The sequence below is a fragment of the Kibdelosporangium aridum genome (assembly GCF_900176515.1).
In the GTDB taxonomy this organism is placed as follows: Bacteria; Actinomycetota; Actinomycetes; order Mycobacteriales; family Pseudonocardiaceae; genus Kibdelosporangium; species Kibdelosporangium aridum.
The window spans coordinates 943,915-966,063 of the sequence record NZ_FWXV01000003.1 but is presented as its reverse complement, the minus strand read 5'-3'; the positions used below and the strand labels follow the sequence as shown (position 1 = coordinate 966,063).

At 66.1% G+C, this 22,149-nt stretch carries 18 protein-coding genes; 10 read left to right on the top strand and 8 right to left on the bottom strand.

All coding sequences use genetic code 11. From position 1 onward, the window contains the following. Positions 1 to 35: 35 nt before the first annotated feature. The 4 genes from B9C43_RS23460 (at position 36) to rbfA (ending at position 4,391) form a co-directional block, all read left to right on the top strand. Positions 36 to 338, top strand: a complete 303-nt coding sequence (locus tag B9C43_RS23460; RefSeq protein WP_084428973.1) for a YlxR family protein — start codon at positions 36 to 38, stop codon at positions 336 to 338. A 90-nt stretch (positions 339 to 428) separates the two neighbouring features. Beyond that, positions 429 to 3,542, top strand: coding sequence for a translation initiation factor IF-2 (gene infB / locus B9C43_RS23455; protein WP_084428971.1), 3,114 nt, complete (start codon positions 429 to 431; stop codon positions 3,540 to 3,542). A gap of 73 nt (positions 3,543 to 3,615) precedes the next feature. Then, positions 3,616 to 3,912 carry a DUF503 domain-containing protein gene (locus tag B9C43_RS23450; RefSeq protein ID WP_033381078.1) on the top strand — a complete coding sequence of 99 codons (297 nt, stop codon included), beginning with the start codon at positions 3,616 to 3,618 and terminating at the stop codon, positions 3,910 to 3,912. A 29-nt stretch (positions 3,913 to 3,941) separates the two neighbouring features. Beyond that, entirely contained in the window at positions 3,942 to 4,391 is a 450-nt protein-coding gene (gene rbfA, locus B9C43_RS23445; RefSeq protein ID WP_033381079.1) for a 30S ribosome-binding factor RbfA, read from the top strand. 31 nt (positions 4,392 to 4,422) lie between these two features. Here the strand turns inward: rbfA and B9C43_RS23440 are convergent, their stop codons facing one another. Continuing rightward, a complete protein-coding gene (locus B9C43_RS23440) occupies positions 4,423 to 5,448 on the bottom strand; it encodes a TRM11 family SAM-dependent methyltransferase (RefSeq protein ID WP_084428969.1) in 1,026 nt (341 codons plus the stop codon). A 389-nt stretch (positions 5,449 to 5,837) separates the two neighbouring features. Between B9C43_RS23440 and B9C43_RS23435 the strand changes: the two genes are divergently transcribed. Then, positions 5,838 to 7,712, top strand: a complete 1,875-nt coding sequence (locus B9C43_RS23435) for an ABC transporter ATP-binding protein (protein ID WP_235038801.1) — start codon at positions 5,838 to 5,840, stop codon at positions 7,710 to 7,712. 57 nt (positions 7,713 to 7,769) lie between these two features. Here the strand turns inward: B9C43_RS23435 and B9C43_RS59640 are convergent, their stop codons facing one another. The 4 genes from B9C43_RS59640 to B9C43_RS23415 all read right to left on the bottom strand — a co-directional run bounded on the left by B9C43_RS59640 (position 7,770) and on the right by B9C43_RS23415 (position 11,982). Continuing rightward, positions 7,770 to 7,898: a hypothetical protein gene (locus tag B9C43_RS59640; protein ID WP_268811583.1), complete on the bottom strand. Its 129-nt coding sequence runs from the start codon at positions 7,896 to 7,898 to the stop codon at positions 7,770 to 7,772. Between the two features lie 89 nt (positions 7,899 to 7,987). After that, positions 7,988 to 8,752, bottom strand: a complete 765-nt coding sequence (locus B9C43_RS23425) for an NAD(P)-binding domain-containing protein (protein ID WP_084428964.1) — start codon at positions 8,750 to 8,752, stop codon at positions 7,988 to 7,990. A 15-nt stretch (positions 8,753 to 8,767) separates the two neighbouring features. Next, positions 8,768 to 9,157 (bottom strand): VOC family protein, encoded by a 390-nt coding sequence (locus B9C43_RS23420; protein WP_084428962.1) that lies wholly within the window; start codon positions 9,155 to 9,157, stop codon positions 8,768 to 8,770. A 14-nt stretch (positions 9,158 to 9,171) separates the two neighbouring features. Next, on the bottom strand, positions 9,172 to 11,982 hold the full coding sequence (locus tag B9C43_RS23415; RefSeq protein ID WP_235038781.1) for a DEAD/DEAH box helicase: 2,811 nt from the start codon (positions 11,980 to 11,982) through the stop codon (positions 9,172 to 9,174). Between the two features lie 228 nt (positions 11,983 to 12,210). Between B9C43_RS23415 and B9C43_RS23410 the strand changes: the two genes are divergently transcribed. Both B9C43_RS23410 and B9C43_RS23405 read left to right on the top strand, forming a co-directional pair. After that, positions 12,211 to 13,020 (top strand): ArsR/SmtB family transcription factor, encoded by an 810-nt coding sequence (locus tag B9C43_RS23410; RefSeq protein ID WP_084428958.1) that lies wholly within the window; start codon positions 12,211 to 12,213, stop codon positions 13,018 to 13,020. 9 nt (positions 13,021 to 13,029) lie between these two features. Further along, on the top strand, positions 13,030 to 13,851 hold the full coding sequence (locus tag B9C43_RS23405) for an alpha/beta hydrolase (RefSeq protein ID WP_143446514.1): 822 nt from the start codon (positions 13,030 to 13,032) through the stop codon (positions 13,849 to 13,851). Here B9C43_RS23405 and B9C43_RS23400 read toward each other — a convergent pair. Both B9C43_RS23400 and B9C43_RS23395 read right to left on the bottom strand, forming a co-directional pair. Continuing rightward, positions 13,835 to 14,806, bottom strand: a complete 972-nt coding sequence (locus tag B9C43_RS23400; protein ID WP_084428956.1) for a DHH family phosphoesterase — start codon at positions 14,804 to 14,806, stop codon at positions 13,835 to 13,837. The genes B9C43_RS23405 and B9C43_RS23400 overlap by 17 nt on opposite strands. A 5-nt stretch (positions 14,807 to 14,811) precedes the next feature. Then, positions 14,812 to 15,381: a CGNR zinc finger domain-containing protein gene (locus B9C43_RS23395; protein ID WP_051894974.1), complete on the bottom strand. Its 570-nt coding sequence runs from the start codon at positions 15,379 to 15,381 to the stop codon at positions 14,812 to 14,814. Positions 15,382 to 15,448: 67 nt separating this feature from the next. Here B9C43_RS23395 and B9C43_RS23390 point away from each other — a divergent pair, with 67 nt between their 5' ends. Together B9C43_RS23390 and B9C43_RS23385 are read left to right on the top strand one after the other, a co-directional pair. Then, positions 15,449 to 16,741, top strand: a complete 1,293-nt coding sequence (locus B9C43_RS23390) for an MATE family efflux transporter (RefSeq protein ID WP_033381087.1) — start codon at positions 15,449 to 15,451, stop codon at positions 16,739 to 16,741. Between the two features lie 92 nt (positions 16,742 to 16,833). Beyond that, positions 16,834 to 18,060, top strand: a complete 1,227-nt coding sequence (locus B9C43_RS23385) for an MFS transporter (protein WP_084429208.1) — start codon at positions 16,834 to 16,836, stop codon at positions 18,058 to 18,060. Positions 18,061 to 18,064: 4 nt separating this feature from the next. Here B9C43_RS23385 and B9C43_RS23380 read toward each other — a convergent pair whose 3' ends face one another. Further along, positions 18,065 to 18,868 carry a helix-turn-helix domain-containing protein gene (locus B9C43_RS23380; RefSeq protein ID WP_084428954.1) on the bottom strand — a complete coding sequence of 268 codons (804 nt, stop codon included), beginning with the start codon at positions 18,866 to 18,868 and terminating at the stop codon, positions 18,065 to 18,067. A 95-nt stretch (positions 18,869 to 18,963) separates the two neighbouring features. On the opposite strand from B9C43_RS23380, the gene B9C43_RS23375 reads away from it, so the two are divergent. Beyond that, positions 18,964 to 22,149 carry an NACHT domain-containing protein gene (locus tag B9C43_RS23375; protein ID WP_084428952.1) on the top strand — a complete coding sequence of 1,062 codons (3,186 nt, stop codon included), beginning with the start codon at positions 18,964 to 18,966 and terminating at the stop codon, positions 22,147 to 22,149.

Here is a 22,149-nt window from a genome sequence, read left to right as displayed (position 1 = left end):
CACGTCGAGAGGGTCCCCCGGAAGGGCTTGGCCCAGTGCGCACGTGCGTGGGCTGCCGGACCAGGACGCTGGCCGAGGAATTACTGCGCGTGGTCGCCGAGGGCGGGAAGCTAGTACCCGATCCGCGGCGGCGGCACGCTGGGAGGGGCGCTTGGTTGCATCCCGTTCTGGCGTGCCTGGACTCCGCCGAGCGGAAGAAGGCGTTCCCCAGGGCGTTGCGCGTCCAAGGGCCGCTCGACTCAGCAGAGGTGCGAGCCCGAATCGGGCTTGAGGCCCGACCGACAGAAGACCAGAAAGCTGGTCTAGCCGGACACAGGAAGCAGGTCGACCCGTCATGAGTCAGCCGTGAAGCCGACACCATGAACGTGCGACGGTAGGACGAGGTCGAGCGGGTTATTTTGCCGCCGGCCTCCCCAGTGAGGAGAGCAGTGGCAGGCAAGGCCCGCGTGCACGAGCTCGCGAAAGAGCTCGGTGTCACGAGCAAGGAAGTACTCACGAAACTCGCCGATCTCGGTGAGTACGTGAAGTCGGCGTCCTCCACAGTGGAGGCGCCGGTGGCGCGCAGGCTCCGGGACTCGTACCCGAAGTCCGGAGACGCCAAGGGCGGCAAGTCCGGTGGCAGCGCCAAGCCAGGCCCACGGCCCGGCCCGCCGGCCCCGAAGCCGGCACCCCAGAAACCACAGCAGGCCCCAGCGGCCGCGGCCAGTGCTGCCCCGGCAGCCGCGCCGTCCGCTGCGCCCGCCAAACCAGCGACCCCCGCGCCCAAGCCGGCCCAGCAGCCGGCCGCCGCGGCCGCGAGCAATACGGCGACTTTCCAGGCAGCACCGACCAAGCAGGCAGGCCAAGGCGTCAAGCCCGGTCCGCGGCCTGGCCCGAAGCCGGCCCAGCAAACACAGCAGCAGGCCCCGCAGCAGCAACAGCCCCAGCAGCCCAAGCCGGCCGCGGCGCGTACCGACGCGCCGTCGACCAAGCCGGGGCCGCGTCCAGGGCCGAGGCAGCAGCCCAACCAACAGGGTGGCGGCGGTGGCGGGACCACGGTTCCGCCGCGTACGCAGTCGCCCAAGCCTGGTCCGCGCGCGCCGCGGCCGGGTAACAACCCGTTCGGTGTCGGCGGTGGCGCTCCCACGCCTCGTCCGTCCGCTCCGCGCCCAGGCGGTGGCCGTCCAGACGGTGACCGTCCCGAGCGTGGCCCTCGTCCAGGTGGCGACCGTCCGGACCGCGCGCCGCGCGGTGACCGCGGTGACCGTCCGTCCGGCCCACGGCCGAGCCCGGGCAACATGCCGCCGCGTCCGAACCCGGGCATGATGCCGCCTCGTCCGCAGCGTCCTGCCGGTGGTCCCGGCGGTGGCGGTCGTGGTGGCCCCGGTGGCGGCGGCGGTGGTCGTGGTGGCCCCGGTGGCGGCGGCGGTGGCCGTCCCGGTGGTGGCGGCGGTGGCTTCCGTGGCGGCGGTGGCGGCGGCGGAGGCGGTGGCTTCCGCGGTGGCGGCGGTGGTGGCGGAGGCGGCGGCTTCCGTCCCGGTGGCGGTGGTCCCGGCGGTGGCGGTGGTGCACCTGCCGGTGGCGGTGGCTTCCGCGGTGGCGGTGGCGGTCGTCCCGGTGGTGGCGGCGGTCGCGGCGGTGCCGCGGGCGCGTTCGGCCGTCCCGGTGGTCCCTCGCGCCGTGGCCGCAAGTCGAAGCGGCAGAAGCGCCAGGAGTACATGGACAACATGCAGGCGCCGAGCGTCGGCGGTGTCCGGTTGCCGAAGGGCAACGGGGAGACCATCCGGCTGCCGCGCGGTGCTTCGCTGACCGACTTCGCCGAGAAGATCAACGCCAACCCGGCTTCGCTGGTGCAGGTGCTGTTCCACCTCGGTGAGATGGTCACCGCGACGCAGTCCGTCTCCGAGGACGTGCTCGAGCTGCTCGGTACCGAGATGAACTACACCGTGCAGGTCGTCAGCCCGGAGGAGGAGGACCGCGAGCTGCTCGAGTCCTTCGACATCACCTACGGCGAGGACACCGGCGGCGAAGAGGCGCTGGAGTCCCGGCCGCCGGTCGTGACCGTCATGGGTCACGTCGACCACGGTAAGACCCGCCTTCTGGACACCATCCGCAAGGCGAACGTGATCGCGGGCGAAGCCGGTGGCATCACCCAGCACATCGGTGCCTACCAGGTCAAAGCCGAGCTCGAGGGCAACGACCGGCTGATCACCTTCATCGACACCCCGGGTCACGAGGCGTTCACCGCCATGCGTGCCCGTGGTGCGCAGGCCACGGACATCGCGGTGATCGTGGTCGCGGCCGACGACGGTGTGATGCCGCAGACGGTGGAGGCGATCAACCACGCCCAGGCGGCCAACGTGCCGATCGTGGTCGCGGTGAACAAGATCGACAAGGAGGGGGCCAACCCCGCCAAGATCCGCCAGCAGCTCACCGAGTACGGCCTGGTCGCCGAGGAGTACGGCGGCGAGACCATGTTCGTGGACATCTCGGCCAAGCAGGGCATCAACATCGACGGCCTGCTCGACGCGATCCTGCTGACCGCCGACGCGGCGCTGGACCTGCGGGCCAACCCGAACATGGAAGCCCAGGGTGTCGCGATCGAGGCGCACCTCGACCGTGGCCGCGGCCCTGTCGCGACCGTGCTGGTGCAGCGTGGTTCGTTGCGTGTCGGTGACTCGATCGTCGCCGGTGACGCGTACGGTCGCGTGCGCCGGATGGTCGACGAGTACAACGAGGACGTCACGGTGGCCACGCCATCGCGTCCGGTCCAGGTCATCGGCTTCACGTCGGTGCCCGGTGCCGGTGACACGTTCCTGGTTGTCGACGAGGACCGGGTGGCCCGGCAGATCGCCGAGCGCCGCCAGGCCAGGACCCGCAACGCGCAGAACGCCGCGAAGTTCAAGCGGTACTCGCTTGAGGACCTGGACTCGGCACTGAAGGAGACCGGCGAGCTCACCTTGATCATCAAGGGCGACAACTCGGGTACCGTCGAGGCACTCGAGGACGCGCTGATGAAGATCGAGGTCGGCGACGAGGTCCAGGTGCGGGTGATCGACCGCGGTGTCGGTGGCATCACCAAGGCGAACGTCGACCTGGCGATCGCGTCCGGCGCGATCATCCTCGGCTTCAACGTGCGGGCCGAGTCAAAGGTGGCCGACCAGGCCGCCCGCGAAGGCATCGACATCCGCTACTACTCGGTGATCTACCAGGCGATCGACGAGATCGAGCAGGCCCTCAAGGGCATGCTCAAGCCGGAGTTCGAGGAGGTCGAGCTCGGCCGCGCGGAGGTGCGCGACGTGTTCAAGTCCTCCAAGTTCGGCACGATCGCCGGTTGCCTGGTGATGTCCGGCGAGATCCGGCGCAACGCCAAGGCCAGGTTGATCCGGGACAGCAAGGTGGTCCAGGAGAACCTGCCGGTCAGTTCGCTTCGGCGGTTCAAGGACGACGTGACCGAGGTCCGCGAAGGCTACGAATGTGGTCTGACGCTCGGCTCGTACTCCGACCTCAGGGTCGACGACGTGATCGAGACCTACGAGATGCGCGAGAAGCCGCGCAGCTGATTGCCAGTCCGTGTGGGGCTTGGGCGACCGAGCCCCACACGGGTTCTTTCGATCATTCATACGGTGATGCCCGTTGTACGTCGGAGCACTCGAGCTGGACATCCTGCTCGGTGACGTCCATTCGCTCAAACAGAAGCGGTCGGTGGTCAAGCCGGTTGTCGCGGAGCTGCGGCGCAAATTCGAGGTGAGTGTGGCCGAAGCCGGTCATCTCGACCTGCATCGTCGTGCCCTGATCGGGGTGGCGGCAGTGGCGCCGGACGCGTCCCATGTCCGTGAGCTGCTCGACGCATGCGAACGGCTCGTGGCAGGCCGACCCGAACTGCAGCTGCTGTCCGCACGGCACCGGCTTGTCGGTCCCGAGGACGACTAGGTTTTAGTGACGATGAGGAGGGGAGCGCCGTGGCCGATCCGGCCCGCGCCCGCAAACTTGCGAAGCGGATCAAGCAAATCGTGGCGTCCGCCCTGGAGCACGAGGTCAAGGACCCGCGGCTGACGCTGGTGACGATCACCGACGTCAAGCTGACCGGTGACCTGCAGGACGCGACCGTGTACTACACGGTCTTCGGTGACTCACTCAACGCCGAGCCCGACACCAAGGGTGCGGCCGCGGCGCTGGAGAGTGCCAAGGGTGTGCTCCGTTCCCTTGTCGGCCAAGGCACCGGCGTCCGGTTCACGCCGACGCTGACGTTCGTGGCCGACACGATCCCCGAGGACGCCCGGCGGATCGACGACCTGCTCGCCAAGGTGAAGGAAGCCGACGAGGAAGTCGCCAGGATCGCGACCGGCGCGAAGCCGGCGGGTGAGGCGGATCCGTATCGCGCACCCCGCGAACAGGACACAGAGGACTGATAGTGCAGGCAGGGCTTTTCCAGCCCTGCCTTTACATTTTGCGGGCCACCACGATGTCCCGGACGATGGCCTGGTCGACCCGGTGCTTGAAGTCCCCGGCTGCCACGGGTTCGAGGCCCGCGTCCGCGAGGACCTCGGCGACGTCTTCGCGCTTGGCGACGTTGGTGTTCCACGAAATACCCAGTGCCCCACCGGGTTTGAGCAGTTTCGCCCACCCGGGCGAAGCCGCCTTGACGAGCTCGAGCGGACTGCGGTGCAGACCTTGCTGCTGGGTCCGGCTGCCGTGCTGGACGCCGTAGGGTGCGTCCGCGACAACGAGATCGAACGTGCCAGCCCGGTAGAACTCGGCCGCTTTCGCCGTGTCACCGTTGATGTACGTGAGTTCCAGCGCCTCGCCCGCTTTGTAGCTTTCCTTTGTGACGCCGATGGAAGCGTGCAGCTTGCGGCCGATGTTCTTGTGTTCCCGGCGAATCCGCGTGACCTCGGCTTCGTGCTTGAGGCGTTTGCGCTTCAGCCAGGTCTGGATGAACGTCGAGTAGGCCTCGAAGTCCTTCTGGTCGATGTCGAGCCCGGCGGCGTCGTACCCGTACATCAACGCCTGGTTGAGCGTGGTTCCCCGGCCGCACAAGGGATCGATCACCTTGAACCGGCGGTCGAGCATCTCGCCGGCCTGCTCGCAAGCCAACAGGGTGACGTTCAGGAGCAGCTTGGTGAAGTGCTCGTTGGTCTTGCCCTGGTACTTCTGAATGGTGATCAGGTCGTCGTCGAACTTGTCGAGCTTGTTGAGTTCGACAGGTTCGAGCAAACGACCCTCCTGCCGGAACAACGCGTAGATGTTCGACATGTTGGCAAGGAAGTCGGCGTCCTTGTCGCTCAACTCATCAGCCTCGAACGCGATGTAGGGAATCCCGCCGATCCGGGTCTCGGCGATGTCGCCGACCTTGCCGCCAAGGACTGCCTGGTTGAACACGCCCAGCTCAGCGATGGTCAGCCCGATCGCCGATTCGGCATAGACCCGGTTCATCGCAGGAAGGACAAGAAGTGCGTAGCGGGTCATCGTCTCCTGCGCAGTGCGAATCGGGGCCAGGGGCGGGCGAGGCAGCCTATCTTTTCGCCGCCCGACTGTCGAAACGGGGAGCCAGCGACCGTGGCACGAGGAGCTCTCACCCGCTGAGTACCTCCAACCCCGGCTGAGCACCCTCGGACGCCTCAAGTCCCGCAGGGCAGCCCCCACCGCACCACGAATTCCCCAGGGGGACCCCCTGATTTCAGGGCTACCGCGGAGGTACGACAACTTCGGCCGCTGCACCTCCCGACCAGGAAAAAGTCTGAAATTGTCGGACCCTCGCGCTAACGTCATCGTGCTCCAAGGGTTGACCTCAACTTTGCTTGAGGTCGCAGACTAGGGGCACTCGTCCGAACCGCCTGGGGAGACACACCGTGGACATGAACTTCTCGTCCTGGATGGCGATGGAAAGCGCCATGCAGGAAGGAGGCCAACGCGTCAGCCGGGAGACCATCCGCCGGATCATCCGGTTCGCTCGGCCGCTGCGCGGCGCTGTGCTGGCGTTGTTGCTGCTCAGTGCTATCTCCGCGGTGTTGGCGGTGGCGACGCCGGTGATCGCGGGCCGTGTCCTGAACGCGATCACCAACCGGGAGGACTCCAGCATCGTCGTCGGCCTCGCGTTGCTCATCGCCGCGATCGCGGTGGTCGACGCGGTCATCGGGATCGTCGAACGTTGGCGGTCGGCGAGCGTTGGCGAGGAGCTGATCCTGCGGTTACGGCAGGCCGTGTTCGATCATGTTCAGCGCATGCCGGTCGCCTTCTTCACCAGAACGCGCACAGGTGCGTTGGTGAGCAGGCTGAACAACGACGTGATCGCGGCGCAGCGGGCGTTCACGATGACGCTGTCCATGATCACCAACAACATCATCGCGCTGGTTCTGACGTTGGGCGTGATGATCGTGCTGTCGTGGCAGATCACGTTGCTCGCCCTGATCCTGCTGCCGGTCTTCTACCTGCCGGCGCGCAAGATGGGGCGCAGGCTGGCCGGTCTGGAACGCGAGGCCGCTGGACACAACGCGGCAATGACCACACAGATGACCGAGCGCTTCTCCGCGCCGGGTGCGACTCTCATCAAGCTCTTCGGTCGCCCGCAGGACGAGTCGGCGGAGTTCGGCAGGCGAGCGCGCCGCGTGCGGGACATCGGAGTACGGGCCGCGGTGAACCAATGGCTGTTCATGACGGCCCTGTCGCTGGTGTCCGCGCTGGCGCTGGCGCTGGTCTACGGTCTCGGCGGTTACCTTTCCCTGGAAGGACAATTGGACACAGGCACAGTCGTCACGATGGCGCTGCTGCTGACTCGCCTCTACCAACCGTTGACCGGTCTTGCCAATGCGCGCGCGGACGTGATGACCGCACTTGTCAGCTTCGAGCGGGTCTTCGAGGTCCTCGACCTGTCGCCGTTGATCAAGGAGAAGCCGAACCCGAAGACCGTTCCGGACGGCCCGGTCTCGGTCGAGTTCGACAAGGTCAACTTCGCGTACCCGGCAGCGGACAAGGTGTCGCTGGCGTCCCTTGAGGACGTCGCGGTGCTGGACACCAGAGGCGGTGACCAAGTCCTGCATGAGATTTCCTTCCGCGCGGAGCCAGGTCAGCTCGTTGCCCTTGTCGGTTCATCCGGCGCGGGGAAATCGACCATCGCCTCCCTCGCACCACGGCTCTACGACGCGGATTCCGGCACCGTCCGACTGTCCGGAGTGGACGTCAAAGACCTCTCGTTCGCCTCGATCCGTGACGCGATGGGACTGGTCACCCAGGATGGCCACCTGTTCCACGAAACCATCGGCGAGAACCTCCGCCTCGCCCGCCCATCGGCGACAGACGAAGAACTCTGGGACGCGCTGACGCGTGCCCGCCTCGCTGACCTGGTCCGCTCATTGCCTGACCAACTCGACACTGTCGTCGGCGAACGCGGCTACCGGCTGTCCGGCGGCGAACGTCAACGCCTCACCATCGCCCGCCTGCTACTGGCCAAACCCCGCGTGGTGATCCTCGACGAAGCCACCGCCCACCTGGACTCGTCATCGGAAGCAGCAGTCCAGGAAGCACTCGTGGAAGCCCTCGCAGGCCGGACGGCGTTGGTCATCGCCCACCGACTGTCCACGGTCCGCGCGGCCGACCTCATCCTCGTCGTAGAAGCAGGCCGCATCATCGAACGCGGCACCCACGAAGAACTCCTCGCCGTCGGCGGCCGCTACGCCGAGCTCTACCGCACCCAATTCGACGACCGCACCCCAGCAACAGCCGACGCCCAATAACGACACAGCGGACCTGGCCGGGGAACCCGCCCCGGCCAGGTCGGTCGTTCTCAAGGACTAGTGAGCGATTCGGATCGCCAAGCCTGCGAGCAGACCGGCGCCGACAACGCACGCCAAGGTCGCGATGCCCAGCAAGGTCGCGATGCCCAGCAAGGTCGCGGGACCGCGGCTCTCAATGCGCCTCATCCGTAGGTTCACGGTGATCGCGACGATGGCTGTGGCTATGGCAGCTGCCCAGATCCAATGGGAATATCGGATCAGCCCCAACACCGCTGTTACGAGCGCAGGCGCGTGAGTACTTGGTCGAGGGCATGCCGAACTAGATCTGGCACGCCGTCGCGCCGGAGGGCGGTCAGGACTTGCTCGTTGATGCCGCCTGGAGTCATGTGTTCGTCGGTCAGCGTGGCGAACGAGACGTTGCGGTGGAGCAAGGACTGACCTAGCTGGCCGAAGACGTGCCTGATGTACGTGGTCGCGTCGCCTTCATTTACGCCGTGGTCGGCGAGCCAGCGTGTGATTGTGGCGAGGTAGTCGAGATGTGCGGCGAATGTGGCCGTCGACGCGCTGAACACTTCCAGGTTCGTCTCGTTGTCCGGTACGACAAGACCGCCGACGCGCCTGAACAGGTCTCGTGCGACGGCGTTGTCGGGGTACATCACCGTCAGGCTGTCACCGCCTGCGGCCGATGGCAGGGGTATGACTCGGGCGAACTGTCGTGCTGGTGCGGTCCATTCGGCCAGGTGCGCCAGTTTCACGCCGGCCACCGCGCTGATCACGACGTGCTCTGGCCGGAACGTCAACTCTGCCAGGACATCGCGCGCGATCTGCGGACGCACTGCCAGCACGATCGACGTCGTGCTGTCGAGCACTTCCTGATTGCTGCCGCACACCTGCACATGAGGGAACCGGCTTGCCAGTTCCTGGCTCACGCTTCGACTGCGTGGTGACAGGAATACTGCGGGAGGTTCGGCCGTGCTGAGACCTTCCACGATCGCGGCCGTGATCGCACCTGCTCCCACGAAACCATAAGCGGCGTGCATTTCTGCGTGATCCTGTCAGTGTCGAGGCTGGATGAGGTCCCAGCGATTGCCATACAGGTCAACGAAAACAGCGACTGTGCCGTATGGCTCGTGTCGTGGTTCCCTGATGAATGTGACGCCGGCTTGCACCATTCGGGCGTGGTCGCGGGCGAAGTCGTCGGTGTTCAGGAAGAACCCGACGCGCCCGCCTGTCTGGTCGCCGACACGGGCCGCTTGCTCGTCAGATGCAGCCTTGGCCAACAGGATGGCGGATTCCGTCGACCCGGGCGGAGCCACGACAACCCATCGCTTGCGTTCGTCCAGCCGTGTGTCTTCGCGGAGTTCGAAGCCGAGCGAGTCCACGTAGAAGGCGATCGCCTCGTCGTAGTCCCGCACGACGATGGCCGTCAGGCCGAGGTGGGGCATCTCTCAGTCACCTTTCAGGAGATCAGGGCGCGGATGTCATCGGCGTCCAGGCTTGAGCCGAACATGTCGCCTTCGTCGAGGACACTGGCGATCAGTTCGGCCTTCTTGGCCTTGAGCGCCATGACTTTCTCCTCGATGGTGTCCTTGGCGATCAGGCGGTAGACGATGACGTTGCGGGACTGGCCGATCCGGTGGGTGCGGTCGACCGCCTGCGCCTCGGTTGCCGGGTTCCACCACGGGTCGAGCAGGAAGCAGTAGTCGGCCTCGGTCAGGTTGAGGCCGAAGCCGCCTGCTTTGAGGCTGATCAGGAACACGGGCGCGGTGCCGTCCTTGAACTGCTGCACGACTTTGCCGCGGTTGCGGGTGGTGCCGTCGAGGTAGCAGTACGGGACGTCCAGCTTGCTGCGCACGATGTCGAGGAAACTGGTGAACTGGCTGAACACCAGCGCGCGGTGGCCACCCTCGACGACCTCATGCAGTTGGTCGAGCAGGGCGTCGACCTTGGCGCACGGCAGGTCCTGGTGTTTCTCGTCGACCAGTGCCGGGTGCAGGCTCAGCTGCCGGAGCATGGTCAGCGACCGGAAGATGGTGAACCGGTTGGCGTTCATGTCCTTGACCATGCCCAAGATCCGCAGACGTTCCCGTTGCAGATGCGTCTGGTAGACCTTGCGGTGCTTGGGATGCAGCTCGACTTCGAGGATCTGCTCCTGCTTGGCGGGCAGATCGGTGGCGACCTGGTCCTTGGTCCTGCGTTTGATCAACGGCCGGACGCGGCGCCGCAGTTGTGCCAGCAGGTCCGGGTCACCGGTCCGCTCGATCCGGCGGGCATAGTACTGCTGGAACTTGACCGGGCTGGGGAACAGCCCAGGCGCGGTGATCGACAGCAGCGACCACAGCTCCATCAGGTTGTTCTCCATCGGCGTGCCGGTGATCGCCAGTTTGAACGGCGCGGGCAGCTTGCGGGCGCACTGGTGCACTTTGGACTGGTGGTTCTTGACCACTTGTGCCTCGTCGAAAATCACGCCCGCCCACCGCAGCTTCGCGTAATGCTCGACGTCGAGGCGCATCAACGTATACGACGTCACGACCACATCGGCGCCCTCGATCAGTGCACCCAAGTCCTTATGGCGCAAGGTGTCCGATATGGAGACAACGCGGAGGCCCGGGGCGAACCGGGTGGCCTCGGCTTCCCACGTTGACACCACGCTCGTCGGCGCGACCACAAGGAACGGCACGTCTGCGGCAGCGTGACAGATCAGGGCCAACGTCTGCAGAGTCTTGCCCAGGCCCATGTCATCGGCCAGGACGCCGCCGAGGTGGTTCTCCCACAGGAACGTCAGCCAGCGGAACCCGTCCAGCTGATACGGCCGCAACTGCGCGTCCAGCGACTCGGGAACGTCGAACTCCGGCACCTCGTCGAGAAGCCCGCGGACCTGGTTGCGCCACGCCCGCGCCTGATGGTCGACCACGCCAAGGTTGGCCAGTTCATCCCACAACCCGGCCTGGAACCGGCTGATCTGCAGTGAATCGCTCGGCTGGTCGAGCAACCCGCGCGCTTCGATGATCAGCTTGTGCAAGGTGCGCAGTTCCGGCTTCTGCAACGAGAAGTACGCGCCATCCGGCATCAGCAGGTACTGCTCGTCGCGGGTCAGCGCGAGGAACACGTCCATGAACGGCACTGTGCGGCCGTCGACGGTGATGGTCACCGTCAGGTCGAACCAGTCGGTCTTGCCGGGGATCTCCTCGGTGGACAACCCGATGCGGACCGCACCCGCCTCGCGGTAGTCCGGCTGGACGCCGAACACCTCCACCTCGACCCCGGGCAGCTCCTCGATCTGCGGCAGCACCTCGGTGGTGAACCGCATGGTGTTGACGTCCCACAGCGTGCGGCCCTGCGGTTCGACCGTCAGGCTGGCCAGGATCTGCTGCTCCTGGTCGAGATCGCGGTACGCCTCCGGCTCCGCGTCGAGGGGTGCGCGCAGTTCCGAGTTCCCGACCCGGTAGAGCCACTCCCAATCAAGGTCCAGCTGGTGATCGTCCCGATAGGACGCGTTGAGCCGCAGCGTCGGCCCGGAGATCGACGGCGGCGTGAACGACCCGTCGGCCGAGACGAACTGGGCGGTGTGCCGAAGCCGCGGGTAGTAGCGGTCGACGAACCGCGACTTCTCCGCTGCCGGGATCCGCAGCCGCTGGTCACTGAGAACCATGTCCTGCAAGGACTTCGGCGTAGGCCTGGCCAGCTTGGCCAAGCCGATCCGGCACTCGTCGACTTCGCCTGTTTCGTCCAGCTCCTCCCGGCTGACGTAGACCAGCCCATGCCCATCGCCGAGAAACCGCACGGGGACAACGTCTTCCTGGCCGTCGACCCGGACAACAGGCCTGATGACGAGCTCGTCCCCATCCGTCGCGTCGAGAAACAGGTCGCCGGAGCCGTAGTCGGCGTTCATCAACTCGACGCCGATCTGCTGCGCTTCGTCGAGCATGGGCCACAAGTGCCGGGTCTCGAACCGGGACAGGTCGATGACCTTCTCGTCGCGCGGGTACATGTCCTGCGCTTTGTAGACCGCGTACATCTGCCGCAGCAGCCGGACATGCGCGTCGTTGTAGCCCTCGAACGGGGTCAGCCTGCCCCACGAAACGTTGCCGCTCACCCAGCCGCTTCGCCCTTGCCGTACGACCTTCGCGAACACCGTTGGCGCTGGTCCGCAGGCGCGTGACACCAGCGGCTCCGTCGCCAGCGTCAACTCGACGCCCAACGGAGCCCCGCCCGGCTCAGGTGCCGAGCCGAGCAGAGAGCTGAGGGACTGCTCCCAGTTCGATGCCACGATCACAAGCTAGCGGTACCCACCGACAGTCCCGGTCGGCGCCACCCATCAGCGCAGCCCCCTCCGCACCAGCAATTCCTGCCTGGGGAACCCCCAATTTCAACACTACGGCAGGGGTACGACAGTTTCGGGCCGCGAGCTGTCGCTGCGGACAGCCGGGTTGACATGCAGCCGGATGGCTGCCTATTGTGAAAGGCAGCTGAACGGCTGCGTATGCGAGGTAGAAGCATGGATGAGGTATTTCGGGCACTGGCTGATCCGAGCCGGAGGCGGTTGCTCGACAGCCTCAACCAGCGCACCGGTCAGACGTTGCGGGAGCTGTGTGGCGGCCTGGATATGGCCAGGCAATCCGTCAGCAAGCACCTGGCCGTCCTGATCAGCGCCAACTTGGTCACGACTGTGCGGCGTGGCCGGGAAAAGCTGCACTACCTCAACGCCGAGCCGATCAACGCCATCGCCGACCGGTGGATCAACCAGTACCACCGGGGTCGCGTGCAGGTGCTCGCCGACTTGAAGACCGCATTGGAGCTGGACCCCATGGACAAGCCCGAGTTCGTCTACACCACGTACATCAGCACTACCCCCGAGAAGCTCTGGCAGGCGCTGACCGAGCCGAAGTTCATCCGCGAGTACTGGGGCGGGCTCGCGCTGGTCTCCGACTGGCAGGTCGGCTCACGCGTCGACCTGCAGTACGAGGACGGCGGCCCGATCGAGGATCACGGCCAGGTCGTGCTGGAAGCCGAGCCGTACAGCAGGCTTTCCTACACCTGGCACACGTTCCAGTCCATGCACGCCGAGGTGTTCGGCTGGACCGAGGAGCAGCTCGCCGAGTACGCCAAGGAACGCCAGTCCAAGGTCACGTTCGTGATCGAACCCACCGATCGCCAGGTCAAACTGACCGTCATCCACGACGACTTCGACCACGGCAGCATGATGCACAAGGCCGTCAGCGGTCAGCTGCCGCAAAGCGGCGGGTGGCCTGAGCTGCTGTCCGACCTGAAGACGTTCCTCGAAACCGGCAAGGTCACGACCGGGTAGCTTGGCTGTGTGGGGTTGTCGAGACGAACAGTGATCCTGGGCATGACCGGCCTGGCGGTCAGTGCCTGCACGACCGTCGAGAACCAGCGCCCAAGCGTCACAACCCCGCCACCGTCACCGCCATCACCGCCGACCACGACATCAGTGAAATCGGTCGTGAACACGAAGCTCACGTCGAAGGCGCGTGGCCGTGACGTCACGGTGATCACGATGGCGCCGGACGGTCACAACCCCGATGACCTGCCGAAATGCGTCGCACTCCATGGTCGTGGGGAGGACGCGAGCTGGATGGTCCGGCTGGACGTCCAGAAATCCCTGACCCAGGTCGTGCAGGCCGGCGTCAAGCCGTTCGCGGTCGTCGCTGTCGATGGCGGTTCCGAGACCTATTGGGTGGACGGGAAACCAGGCGACAACCCGCAGAAGATGCTGCTTGAGGAACTCGGGCCGATCCAGGCCGCGTTCGGCATCTCGATGGGTGCTTTCGGTGCGCTGCGGTTCGGGCGCACCCGCAAGGACCTCAAGGCCGTTGTGGCCATCAGCCCGGCGTTGTTCCGTGACTGGCCGACGGCCAAGTCCAAGCGGGTGTTCGCCGACCAGGCGCACTGGGAGGCCAACGAACCGCTCAGGCACACCAACGACCTCGCGGGTGTACCGCTCGGAGTTTGGTGCGGTGCGAGCGATTCCTGCATCACCGTTACCAAAGCCCTGATCAACCAGACAAAACCAGCCAAGGCCGTGATCACCCCGGGCGGGCACACGCAGGACTACTGGAAGCCGGTCATGCCCGAGGTGCTGACGTTCGTCGGCGAGCGGATCAGCGCGACAGCGTAGCCAGCAACGTCTCGATCAACGGTTCGACCGGGCCTTCGGCGACGTACCCGGCCGCTCGCCGGTGACCGCCGCCGCCCAGCGCGACCGCGACCTCCTGAACGTCCACATCGGACACCGAGCGGAGTGAGACCGACCACGACAAGGGCTCGATCTCCTTGAACACCACGGCGACTTCGGCCTCTTGTGTGGTCCGCACGATGTCGACGACGGACTCGACTTCTTCGGCTCGGACGTCCGCCGCGTCCGCCAGCGTCACGTACGTGTACACGACGCCTCGCCCGCCCGCCGCGGACGTGTCCAGCTTCGTCCGGCCGAGAACCGCGGCAAGCATTGGCAGGAAAGCGAAAGGATGCGCTTCCATCAACGAGCGCGCGGTCTTGTCCGGGTCGACGCCCGCTTCCAGCAGCCGAGCCGCGAGCTGGTGCGTCTCCGGTGTCGCCCGCCGGAACGACCCCGAGTCGGTGACAAGCCCCGCGTACACGCACGAAGCCAGCTCGAAATCAAGCTCCACACCCATCGCGTCCAGCAGTTCGGCAACGAGCGCCGCAGTGGCGACGGCGTGCTCGTTGACCACGTGGTGGGTGCCGTAATACGTGTTCGACGCGTGATGATCGACGACGAGCACCTGCCCGCCCGCGGCAATCGTGTTGGCGACGCGATCGCCGAGCTTGCCGAGCCGGGCGACGCTGCCGGTGTCCAGCGCGATCACCAAGGGCGCGACCTCGGGCACCTCGGACGCGGGCACCAGCAGGTTCGCGTAATCCAAGGGCAGCAACGTTTCCGGCACTTCGTCGGGTGAACTGAAGGACACCCGTACGGTGGCGCCGCGGCGGTGGAGCGCCAGGCCAAGGCCCAGTGCGCTGCCGAGCGCGTCCGCGTCCGGGTTGACGTGCGCCAGCAGGGTCACGTCGGTGGCCGTCTGCAGCAGTTCGATAGCGCCCTTGAGATCACTCACACGCTTCAGCGTAGGGCGTCGCGCTCTAGATCGTTCAACGAAGCTCTCGAACCAGTCGAACGTTGGCGTGAACGGTGCGCGGCGACGTGCACACGGTTGGCGCACCGTGGCGAGCAATACCGCTTCGCCCGGTTGGTCGACGTGTCCAGGAAGTAGTTCTCGCAGTTCGCGTCCGCGCACTGACCCCAGCGCGACAGGCCGTACCGGACGATGCCGTGCGCGATTCCCCACGCGGCCGCGGCAGCGACTTCGGTCGCGGGCGGCTCGTCCGGGTCGGCGACGTGGATGTGCCAGTTCGGTTCGGCATCGTGTCCTGCCGACAGCCGAGGCCGCAGCGGATAGGCCTCCAGCAGAGCGTTCACCGCCGAGCTGACGCCTGGGGTGTCGTCGGCGACCGCGGCGGCGAAAGCCGTACGCAGGCCATCGGCGACCGGTCGCAGGGCGGCCAAGTCCTCGGAAGTGACCCGGGTGGCCCACCAGGGTTCCTCGTGCAATGCCTCCTGAAGTGCGGAAACGTCCGTCAGGGCGGCGTTGGCCAATCTCACGGCCACGTCCATGTAATCGGCATTGTCCACGAGCGGTCCTTACACCTATGCTGTCAGGGGTCAAACCGGATAACACACCTTACCGAGGGGAAAGCCTGTGACGCCGCTTCGGCGCTTGCTCTCGCTTGCCGTCCCGGCGTTGGGCGTGCTCGCGGCCGAGCCGCTTTACCTGCTGGTCGACACCGCCGTGGTCGGCCATCTCGGCGCGGTACCCCTGGCGGGCCTGTCGGTGGCGGGAATCGTGCTCGCGCAGGTCTCGACCCAGATGACCTTCCTGTCGTACGGCACAACCGCGCGAGTCGCCCGGTTGCACGGCGCGGGCAGGCGGGCCGATGCGGTCGCCGAAGGCGTGCAGGCGACGTGGCTGGCGGTCTGCGTCGGACTTGTGCTGATCGTCGCGGGGCAAGTGTTCGCCCGGCCGGTCGCCGACTTGCTGTCCGGTTCGCCGGAAGTCGCCGACGCCGCTGTCGGCTGGCTGCGGATCGCCTTGTTCGGCGTGCCGTTCATCTTGATCACGATGGCGGGCAACGGCTGGATGCGTGGTGTTCAGGACACCGTTCGCCCGTTGCGATATGTCTTGGCGGGCAATGCTTTGTCGGCGGTGCTGTGCCCGATCCTGGTGCACGTGGCCGGCATGGGGCTGGACGGCTCCGCGATCGCCAACGTGGTCGCGCAGGTGATCTCGGGCGCGATGTTCGTCCGCGCGTTGATCGTCGAGAAGGTGTCGCTCAAACCGGAGTTCGGCAAGATGCGGGCGCAACTGGGGCTGGGACGCGATCTGGTGGTCCGCAGCCTGGCCTTCCAGGCGTGCTTCATCTCGGCGACGACGGTCGCGGCGCACACCTCGACCGCCGCGGTCGGCGCGCACCAAGTCGTCCTGCAGTTGTGGACGTTCCTCGCGCTCGTCCTGGACTCGCTCGCGATCGCGGCGCAGTCGTTGGTAGGGGAGGCGTTGGGCGCCGAGGACGACCGGCAGGCGCACAAGATCGCTTGGCAGGTCACCGGGTACGGGCTGATCTTCGGCTGCCTGCTCGGTGTGGTCTTCGCCGCACTGGCCGGGATATTGCCCAGGGTGTTCACGCCGGACGCTTCCGTACTGGCCGAGATCCCGAACGCGTGGTGGTTCTTCGTCGCGCTGCAGCCGATCGCGGGTGTGGTGTTCGCACTCGACGGTGTGCTGCTCGGCGCGGGTGACGCGGCGTTCATGCGCAACGCCACGCTGCTGGCGGCGATCGTCGGCTTCCTGCCGTTCATCTGGCTGTCGATGTTCTTCGGCTGGGGACTGGCTGGGATCTGGACGGGACTGGCCGCGTTCATGGTGATCCGGCTCGTCGCTGTGGTGCTGCGCACACGTTCCGGCAGGTGGGCTGTGGTGGGAGCGGTTCGTTAGCATAGGTTGGCTATCTAATTGACCGGAGAGGGGTCCGCGTGCGCGCCGCCACCAAGGCGTGGGTGATCTGGGGAACGGCAGTGGTCGTCTACATGGCGGCGGTCTTCCACCGCGGTTCGCTCGCGGTGGCCAGTCTTGAAGCGACGGAACGGTTCGGGGTCGGACCGGCCGCGCTCGGCACGTTCACCGTGCTGCAACTGCTTGTGTACGCGGTGATGCAGGTACCGACAGGACTCTTGGTCGACCGGTTCGGCCCACGCAAAGTGCTTGTCACGGCGGCGTTGCTGATGGGGACCGGCCAAGTGTTGTTCGCGGTCGCGACGTCGTATCCGCTCGCCTTGGTCGCCCGTGCGGTACTGGGTTCCGGCGATGCGATGACGTTCATCAGCCTGCTCCGCCTGACATCCGCGCACTTCTCCGCGCGGCAGTACTCGCTAGTGGTCTCGTTCACCGCGGCGCTCGGCGGCCTCGGCAACCTCGCAGCGACCGTGCCGTTGACGCTGCTGCTGCACGACGCGGGCTGGACAACGACGTTCCTGATCGCCGGACTGGCGACGGCCGGGTACGCGTTGGTCGCGTCCCGCTTGAAGGACACACCTGACGGCCCAGCGCCGCGCGGCGAAGTGATGAACATCCGCGCGGTGGCCCGGAATGTGCGCGACACGTGGCGTACTCCCGGAACACGGCTTGGGTTCTGGGTGCACTTCGCCACAATGCAATTGCCCGCGGTACTCGCGTTGCTGTGGGGCTTCCCATATCTCGTTGCTGCCCACGGGCTTTCCGAGCGCGCGGCGAGTTCGGTACTCGGCGTGATGGTGATCGTGACGATCACAAGCGGGCCGCTGATCGGTGCGGTGATCGGCCGTCGTCCCGAACTGCGGATGCTTCTCATCGCCGGGTATCTCGTCGCGGCGGTCGGTCTCTGGGCGGTGTTGCTGATCAGCCCGATGCCGCCCGTGCTGCTCGGTTTCGTGTTCGGCGTGATCGCCCTTGGACTGCCGTTGTCCGCCATCGGTTTCTCCATCGCCCGTGACTACAACCCACTGACACGCGTGGGCACGGCGAGCGGCGTGGTCAACGTCGGCGGATTCCTCGCAGCAACCCTTGCCGCTCTGGGTATTGGGCTGGTCCTGGACATCACCAACTCGTTCACATACGCGTTGCTAGTGTCTGGCGCGTTGATGGCATTGGGAATCTGGCGCACCGCCATATGGTGGCTGCGCGCCAGAGCCGAGGTGTTCGCCGCGCAAGCCCGCGGCGAGGACGTTCCCGTGCGGATCAGGCAGCGCCGATGGGACTCCGTGGCGCTCAGCGCCTGAACAGTCACCAGATCAAGGCTTTGATGGTGTCCAAAGAGTCCTCCGGGGTAAGCGCGAGCGTGGTCAGCCGGTCGAGACGGCGCCGGGCAGCCGCTGTCTTGCCGATGTCCTGTGACTGAGCGAGGCCGAGGACGGACTCCGTGCAGACGACGTCCGGTTCGTGCGGGTCGGTGAATTCCAGCAGCGTCATCGACCCGTCCAGCCCGTCGTGCAAACCCGCCGACTGCGGCACGATCTGGAGCGTGACGTTCGGCAGCTGGGCGCGCTCGGCCAACAGCAGCAGCTGTTCCCGGTCAACCCCTTGCTGCAAGGTCGGTTCGTGGACCAGCGCGTGCAGCACCAACGGGTTCTCCTCCTCGAAAAGGCGACGTTGACGTCTGATCCGGACACTCACCGCGGCCTCGACGTCGTCGACGTGCCGCAGGCTGGCCCTGGCATATCGCTCGGTCTGCAGAAGCGCGGGCAGCAAACCCAGTGAGAACTCGAATGCCCGCGCTGCCTCGTGTTCCATACAGACGTAACTGGAGTCCTTCAGCCCGAAAGCACGCCACCAGCCCCGTTTTCGCGCTCGCTCCCACAGTTCCAGCCGCGGTTGCCACTCCTGGGGCGCCACTCCGTAAAGCCGGAGCATCGCGCGAAGCTCGTGGTATCCGGGCAGTTGCCCGTTCTCGATCCGGCTGAGCTTCTGCAGAGTGAGATGCAGTTTCCGGCCGGCTTCTTCCTGCGTCATGTCCGCGAGCTCACGCAGTCGTTTGAGTTCACGCAGCAATTGCCTGCCGTGGTAGTTCGGAAGCCCCGGTGTGCCCATACCCGCACGGTAAGCAGCGGCACGGCGAGTTAAGAATCTCGACAAACAGGTGATTCGCCTTGACACACCGCACACGGGCGCGATCGAGTACTCCTGTGCGGACAGTCAGTTACCGCGATGTGGCGATTCTGCTCGGCGGCAAAGACAACAAGCTGATCGCGGCGTTGGACAAGGTCACAAGCGGTCTCCTGCTCGGCGGGATGTTCAAGTTCGACGACCTGCTGTCCTGGTTCGACGCCAAGACGGACTTCGTGCGGCTGTCCCATGAGCTGCTGGGTTCACTGTCGGAGAACCGGCGGAGTCTGCGCAGGTTCTCCCGCACGCAGCGAATCGAAGCAGCGCACACGGTCATCGTGATGACGGCGTTCTTCGAGGCGCTCGGCGAGTTCGACCTGCCGCTGACGTTGAAGCTGAAAGCGGACCAACAACAGGATCTGTTCGGCGCCGAGATCCAGACGATCGGCTGGTGGTTGATCGATTCGTCCATCCTGCCAGACCCCACCCAGCCCTACGCGACGAATACTGGTCGCGTTGCTGCTCGATATGCAGACATGTGTGCGAGGCTCGGCGTTCTCGTCGAGGCTTTGTGGGCCTGGAACCAGCTCGGCGAAGTTCACCGCGAGAAGCTCTCGGCTCAGCTCAGGATCCTGCCGGAGCGGGCCTTTGCCCGATATCAGGACCTTTTCCGGCGGCTGGTCGCCGACTATCCCGAAGTGGCGTGCTGGTCGAACCTGATCGAGCACGAGGCCACCCGGCACGAGATGCGAGCGAGCCTCGCCGGGCTCGAACAGATGCTGGCCGACATCGCGGCCGGGCGTTCGCCGGAGCGCCGCCGCACCGCGTTGGCACGCGCCTATCGGGCACTGCTGGCCGAGCCGGTACTGGCCCCGGACGACGTACCTCCCGAACTGAACCTGCCGACGGTGGAACAGGCATACGTCAATCCTCGGTACCGGGTGCGGGAAGTCGACCGGGCCGGCAATCCGAGCCGGGAGTCGTGGTGGAAGGAAGTCGGTGACGCCGGGGACATCCAGCGCTTCCTGGTCGGCCACCTGACATCCCCGCGAGCCACCCGCGCGCCGCTGGTCGTGCTGGGGCAACCGGGTTCCGGCAAGTCGATGCTGACCAAGGTGCTGGCCGCACGGCTGCCCGCCACCGACTTCATGCCTGTCCGGGTGGAGCTTCGAGACGTCCCAGCCGAGGCGGACGTTCAAGAACAGATCGAGCACGCTGTCCGGGTCGCCACCGGGGAGCGGGTGCAATGGCCCGATCTGGCGCAGGCCGCCGGCGACGCCCTGCCGGTCATCCTGCTGGACGGCTTCGACGAACTGCTGCAGGCCACCGGCGTGCATCAGACCGACTACCTGGCGAAGGTCAGTCAGTTCCAGAAACGCGAAGCCGACCAGGAACGACCGGTGGCTGTCGTGGTGACGACCCGGACCGCGGTCGCCGACCTGGCGCGGTTCCCCGAGGAGTCGGTCGCGTTGCGCTTGGAACCGTTCGACGGCACCCAGATCAGGCTCTGGGTGGACACGTGGAACAAGGTGAACACGGATGTGGCGCTGCAGGCCGATTCCGTGCTGACCTACCGCGAACTGGCCGAGCAACCCCTGCTCCTGCTCATGTTGGCGCTCTACGACGCGGACGGGAACGCGTTGCGCGAAGAGGGACCGATCAGCCGCAGCGCGTTGTACGAGCGGCTGTTGATGCGCTTCGCGTACCGGGAAGTCGCCAAGCACTACCCGGGATACCGGGACGAAGAACTCGAGCGCCGCGCGGAGCTGGAGTTGCGGCGGCTGTCGGTCGTGGCATTCGCCATGTTCAACCGGGGCACTCAGTGGATCACCCAGGATGTGCTGAACGAGGACCTCGCGGCGCTGGGTGCGGCCGGACAGGCCGATTCGACTGGTATGCGGCGGTCACTGAGCGGGGCCGAACTGGCGATCGGGAGGTTCTTCTTCATCCACCGGGCCCGGGCACAGCAAGCAGGCAAACAGATCTCGACTTATGAGTTCCTGCACGCGACCTTCGGCGAATACCTGGTCGCCCGGATGACATGGCACGAGATCCGTGTGGTGGCAGCCAAGGCGAACGTCGCCGACGTGAGCATCTTCGAGCAGGGATTGGTGGACGACTCGGCGCTGTACGCCTTCTTGTCCTTTGCCCCGTTGGCTTCTCGCGGTCCGGTGGTGACATTCCTGATCCAGATGGCCGACCAGCTGTCCACGAACGACCGGAAGGAAATCGCGGCTGTCCTCATCCGGCTGTTCCGGACGGCACATGATCCTCACCGGGAACGGGGCCGTGGTCGCTATGAGCCGCTGAGCTTGTCAGTGCCGCGCAGGCACGCCGCCTACAGCGCCAACTTGGTCATCGTCATCACCGCGTTGCTGGGCAGAGTGCGTGGCAGCCAGCTGTTCGGCACGCATGAAAACGTGGTCGTGCACTGGATGCGGGAGGCGCTGCTGTGGCGCTCGCAGCTCGCCTACTACGACATGATCGACAACTTGGCGGTGCGCCGGATCTGGCACCAGAACGACCGGGACATCGAACTCAGGCTTGGTGTCGCCGACCACCGCGTGGTCGATCCGCGGTGGTCGCATTCGAACGAACTGCGTGCCAGTTCCAAGAAGCTGCACTGGACCTTCTACCGGGAGGCCACGATCACCAAGCGGCAGAACTTCTTCTGCAGCCCGGGCGACGATCACCTCGTTCATCTGCTTGAGCCCGTGATGAAGTACGTCGGCGACGCCACCAACATGTACGTGGCCTTCGACGCGACCGAGCATCGCGCACTGGGCAACGTGCTGTTGCAGGCCCTGCTCTCGCCCGTCAAGGAGTCGACCAAGGCCGCTCGGTCATTGACCTATCTCTGGTGTGCGCACCTGCTGGACGGGCATCAGCTCAAGCTGGTCATCGACCGGATCCGGACGGACGCTGACGTGCCCGCTGACGTGATCGTGGAAATCCTCGAGGACTGCCTGGCCAAGCAGCAGGTGCCGGTCGAGTCACTGCTCAGGTGCGCGATGGCCACGCTCGGCCGCGACCGCACGATGGACCAGCGGCTGTTGCGGGTCGTCGATCGCCTGCTGATCGGCCTTGGCGGGGCTGTCGGCTTGCTGCTGGAGTGCCAGCTGCGGTTGTTCGACTTGGACTATCACCAGCGAGAGCCGTTCACCGCGGAGGAGTGGCAACGCACCTCACGGGAGTTCATCGAGTCAGGAGAGCGGCCGGACCTGGCCAAGCGGGCCAGGTGGATGTGGAACGAACTGGGCGGCTGA

Excerpts from the sequence above, each read along its gene's own strand:
- B9C43_RS23440 (WP_084428969.1), bottom strand. The coding sequence starts at position 5,448 with ATGACCCGCTACGCACTTCTTGTCCTTCCTGCGATGAACCGGGTCTAT.
- B9C43_RS23435 (WP_235038801.1), top strand. The coding sequence starts at position 5,838 with ATGAACTTCTCGTCCTGGATGGCGATGGAAAGCGCCATGCAGGAAGGA.
- B9C43_RS59640 (WP_268811583.1), bottom strand. The coding sequence starts at position 7,898 with ATGAGGCGCATTGAGAGCCGCGGTCCCGCGACCTTGCTGGGCATCGCG.
- B9C43_RS23425 (WP_084428964.1), bottom strand. The coding sequence starts at position 8,752 with ATGCACGCCGCTTATGGTTTCGTGGGAGCAGGTGCGATCACGGCCGCG.
- B9C43_RS23420 (WP_084428962.1), bottom strand. The coding sequence starts at position 9,157 with ATGCCCCACCTCGGCCTGACGGCCATCGTCGTGCGGGACTACGACGAG.
- B9C43_RS23410 (WP_084428958.1), top strand. The coding sequence starts at position 12,211 with ATGGATGAGGTATTTCGGGCACTGGCTGATCCGAGCCGGAGGCGGTTG.
- B9C43_RS23385 (WP_084429208.1), top strand. The coding sequence starts at position 16,834 with ATGGCGGCGGTCTTCCACCGCGGTTCGCTCGCGGTGGCCAGTCTTGAA.
- B9C43_RS23380 (WP_084428954.1), bottom strand. The coding sequence starts at position 18,868 with ATGGGCACACCGGGGCTTCCGAACTACCACGGCAGGCAATTGCTGCGT.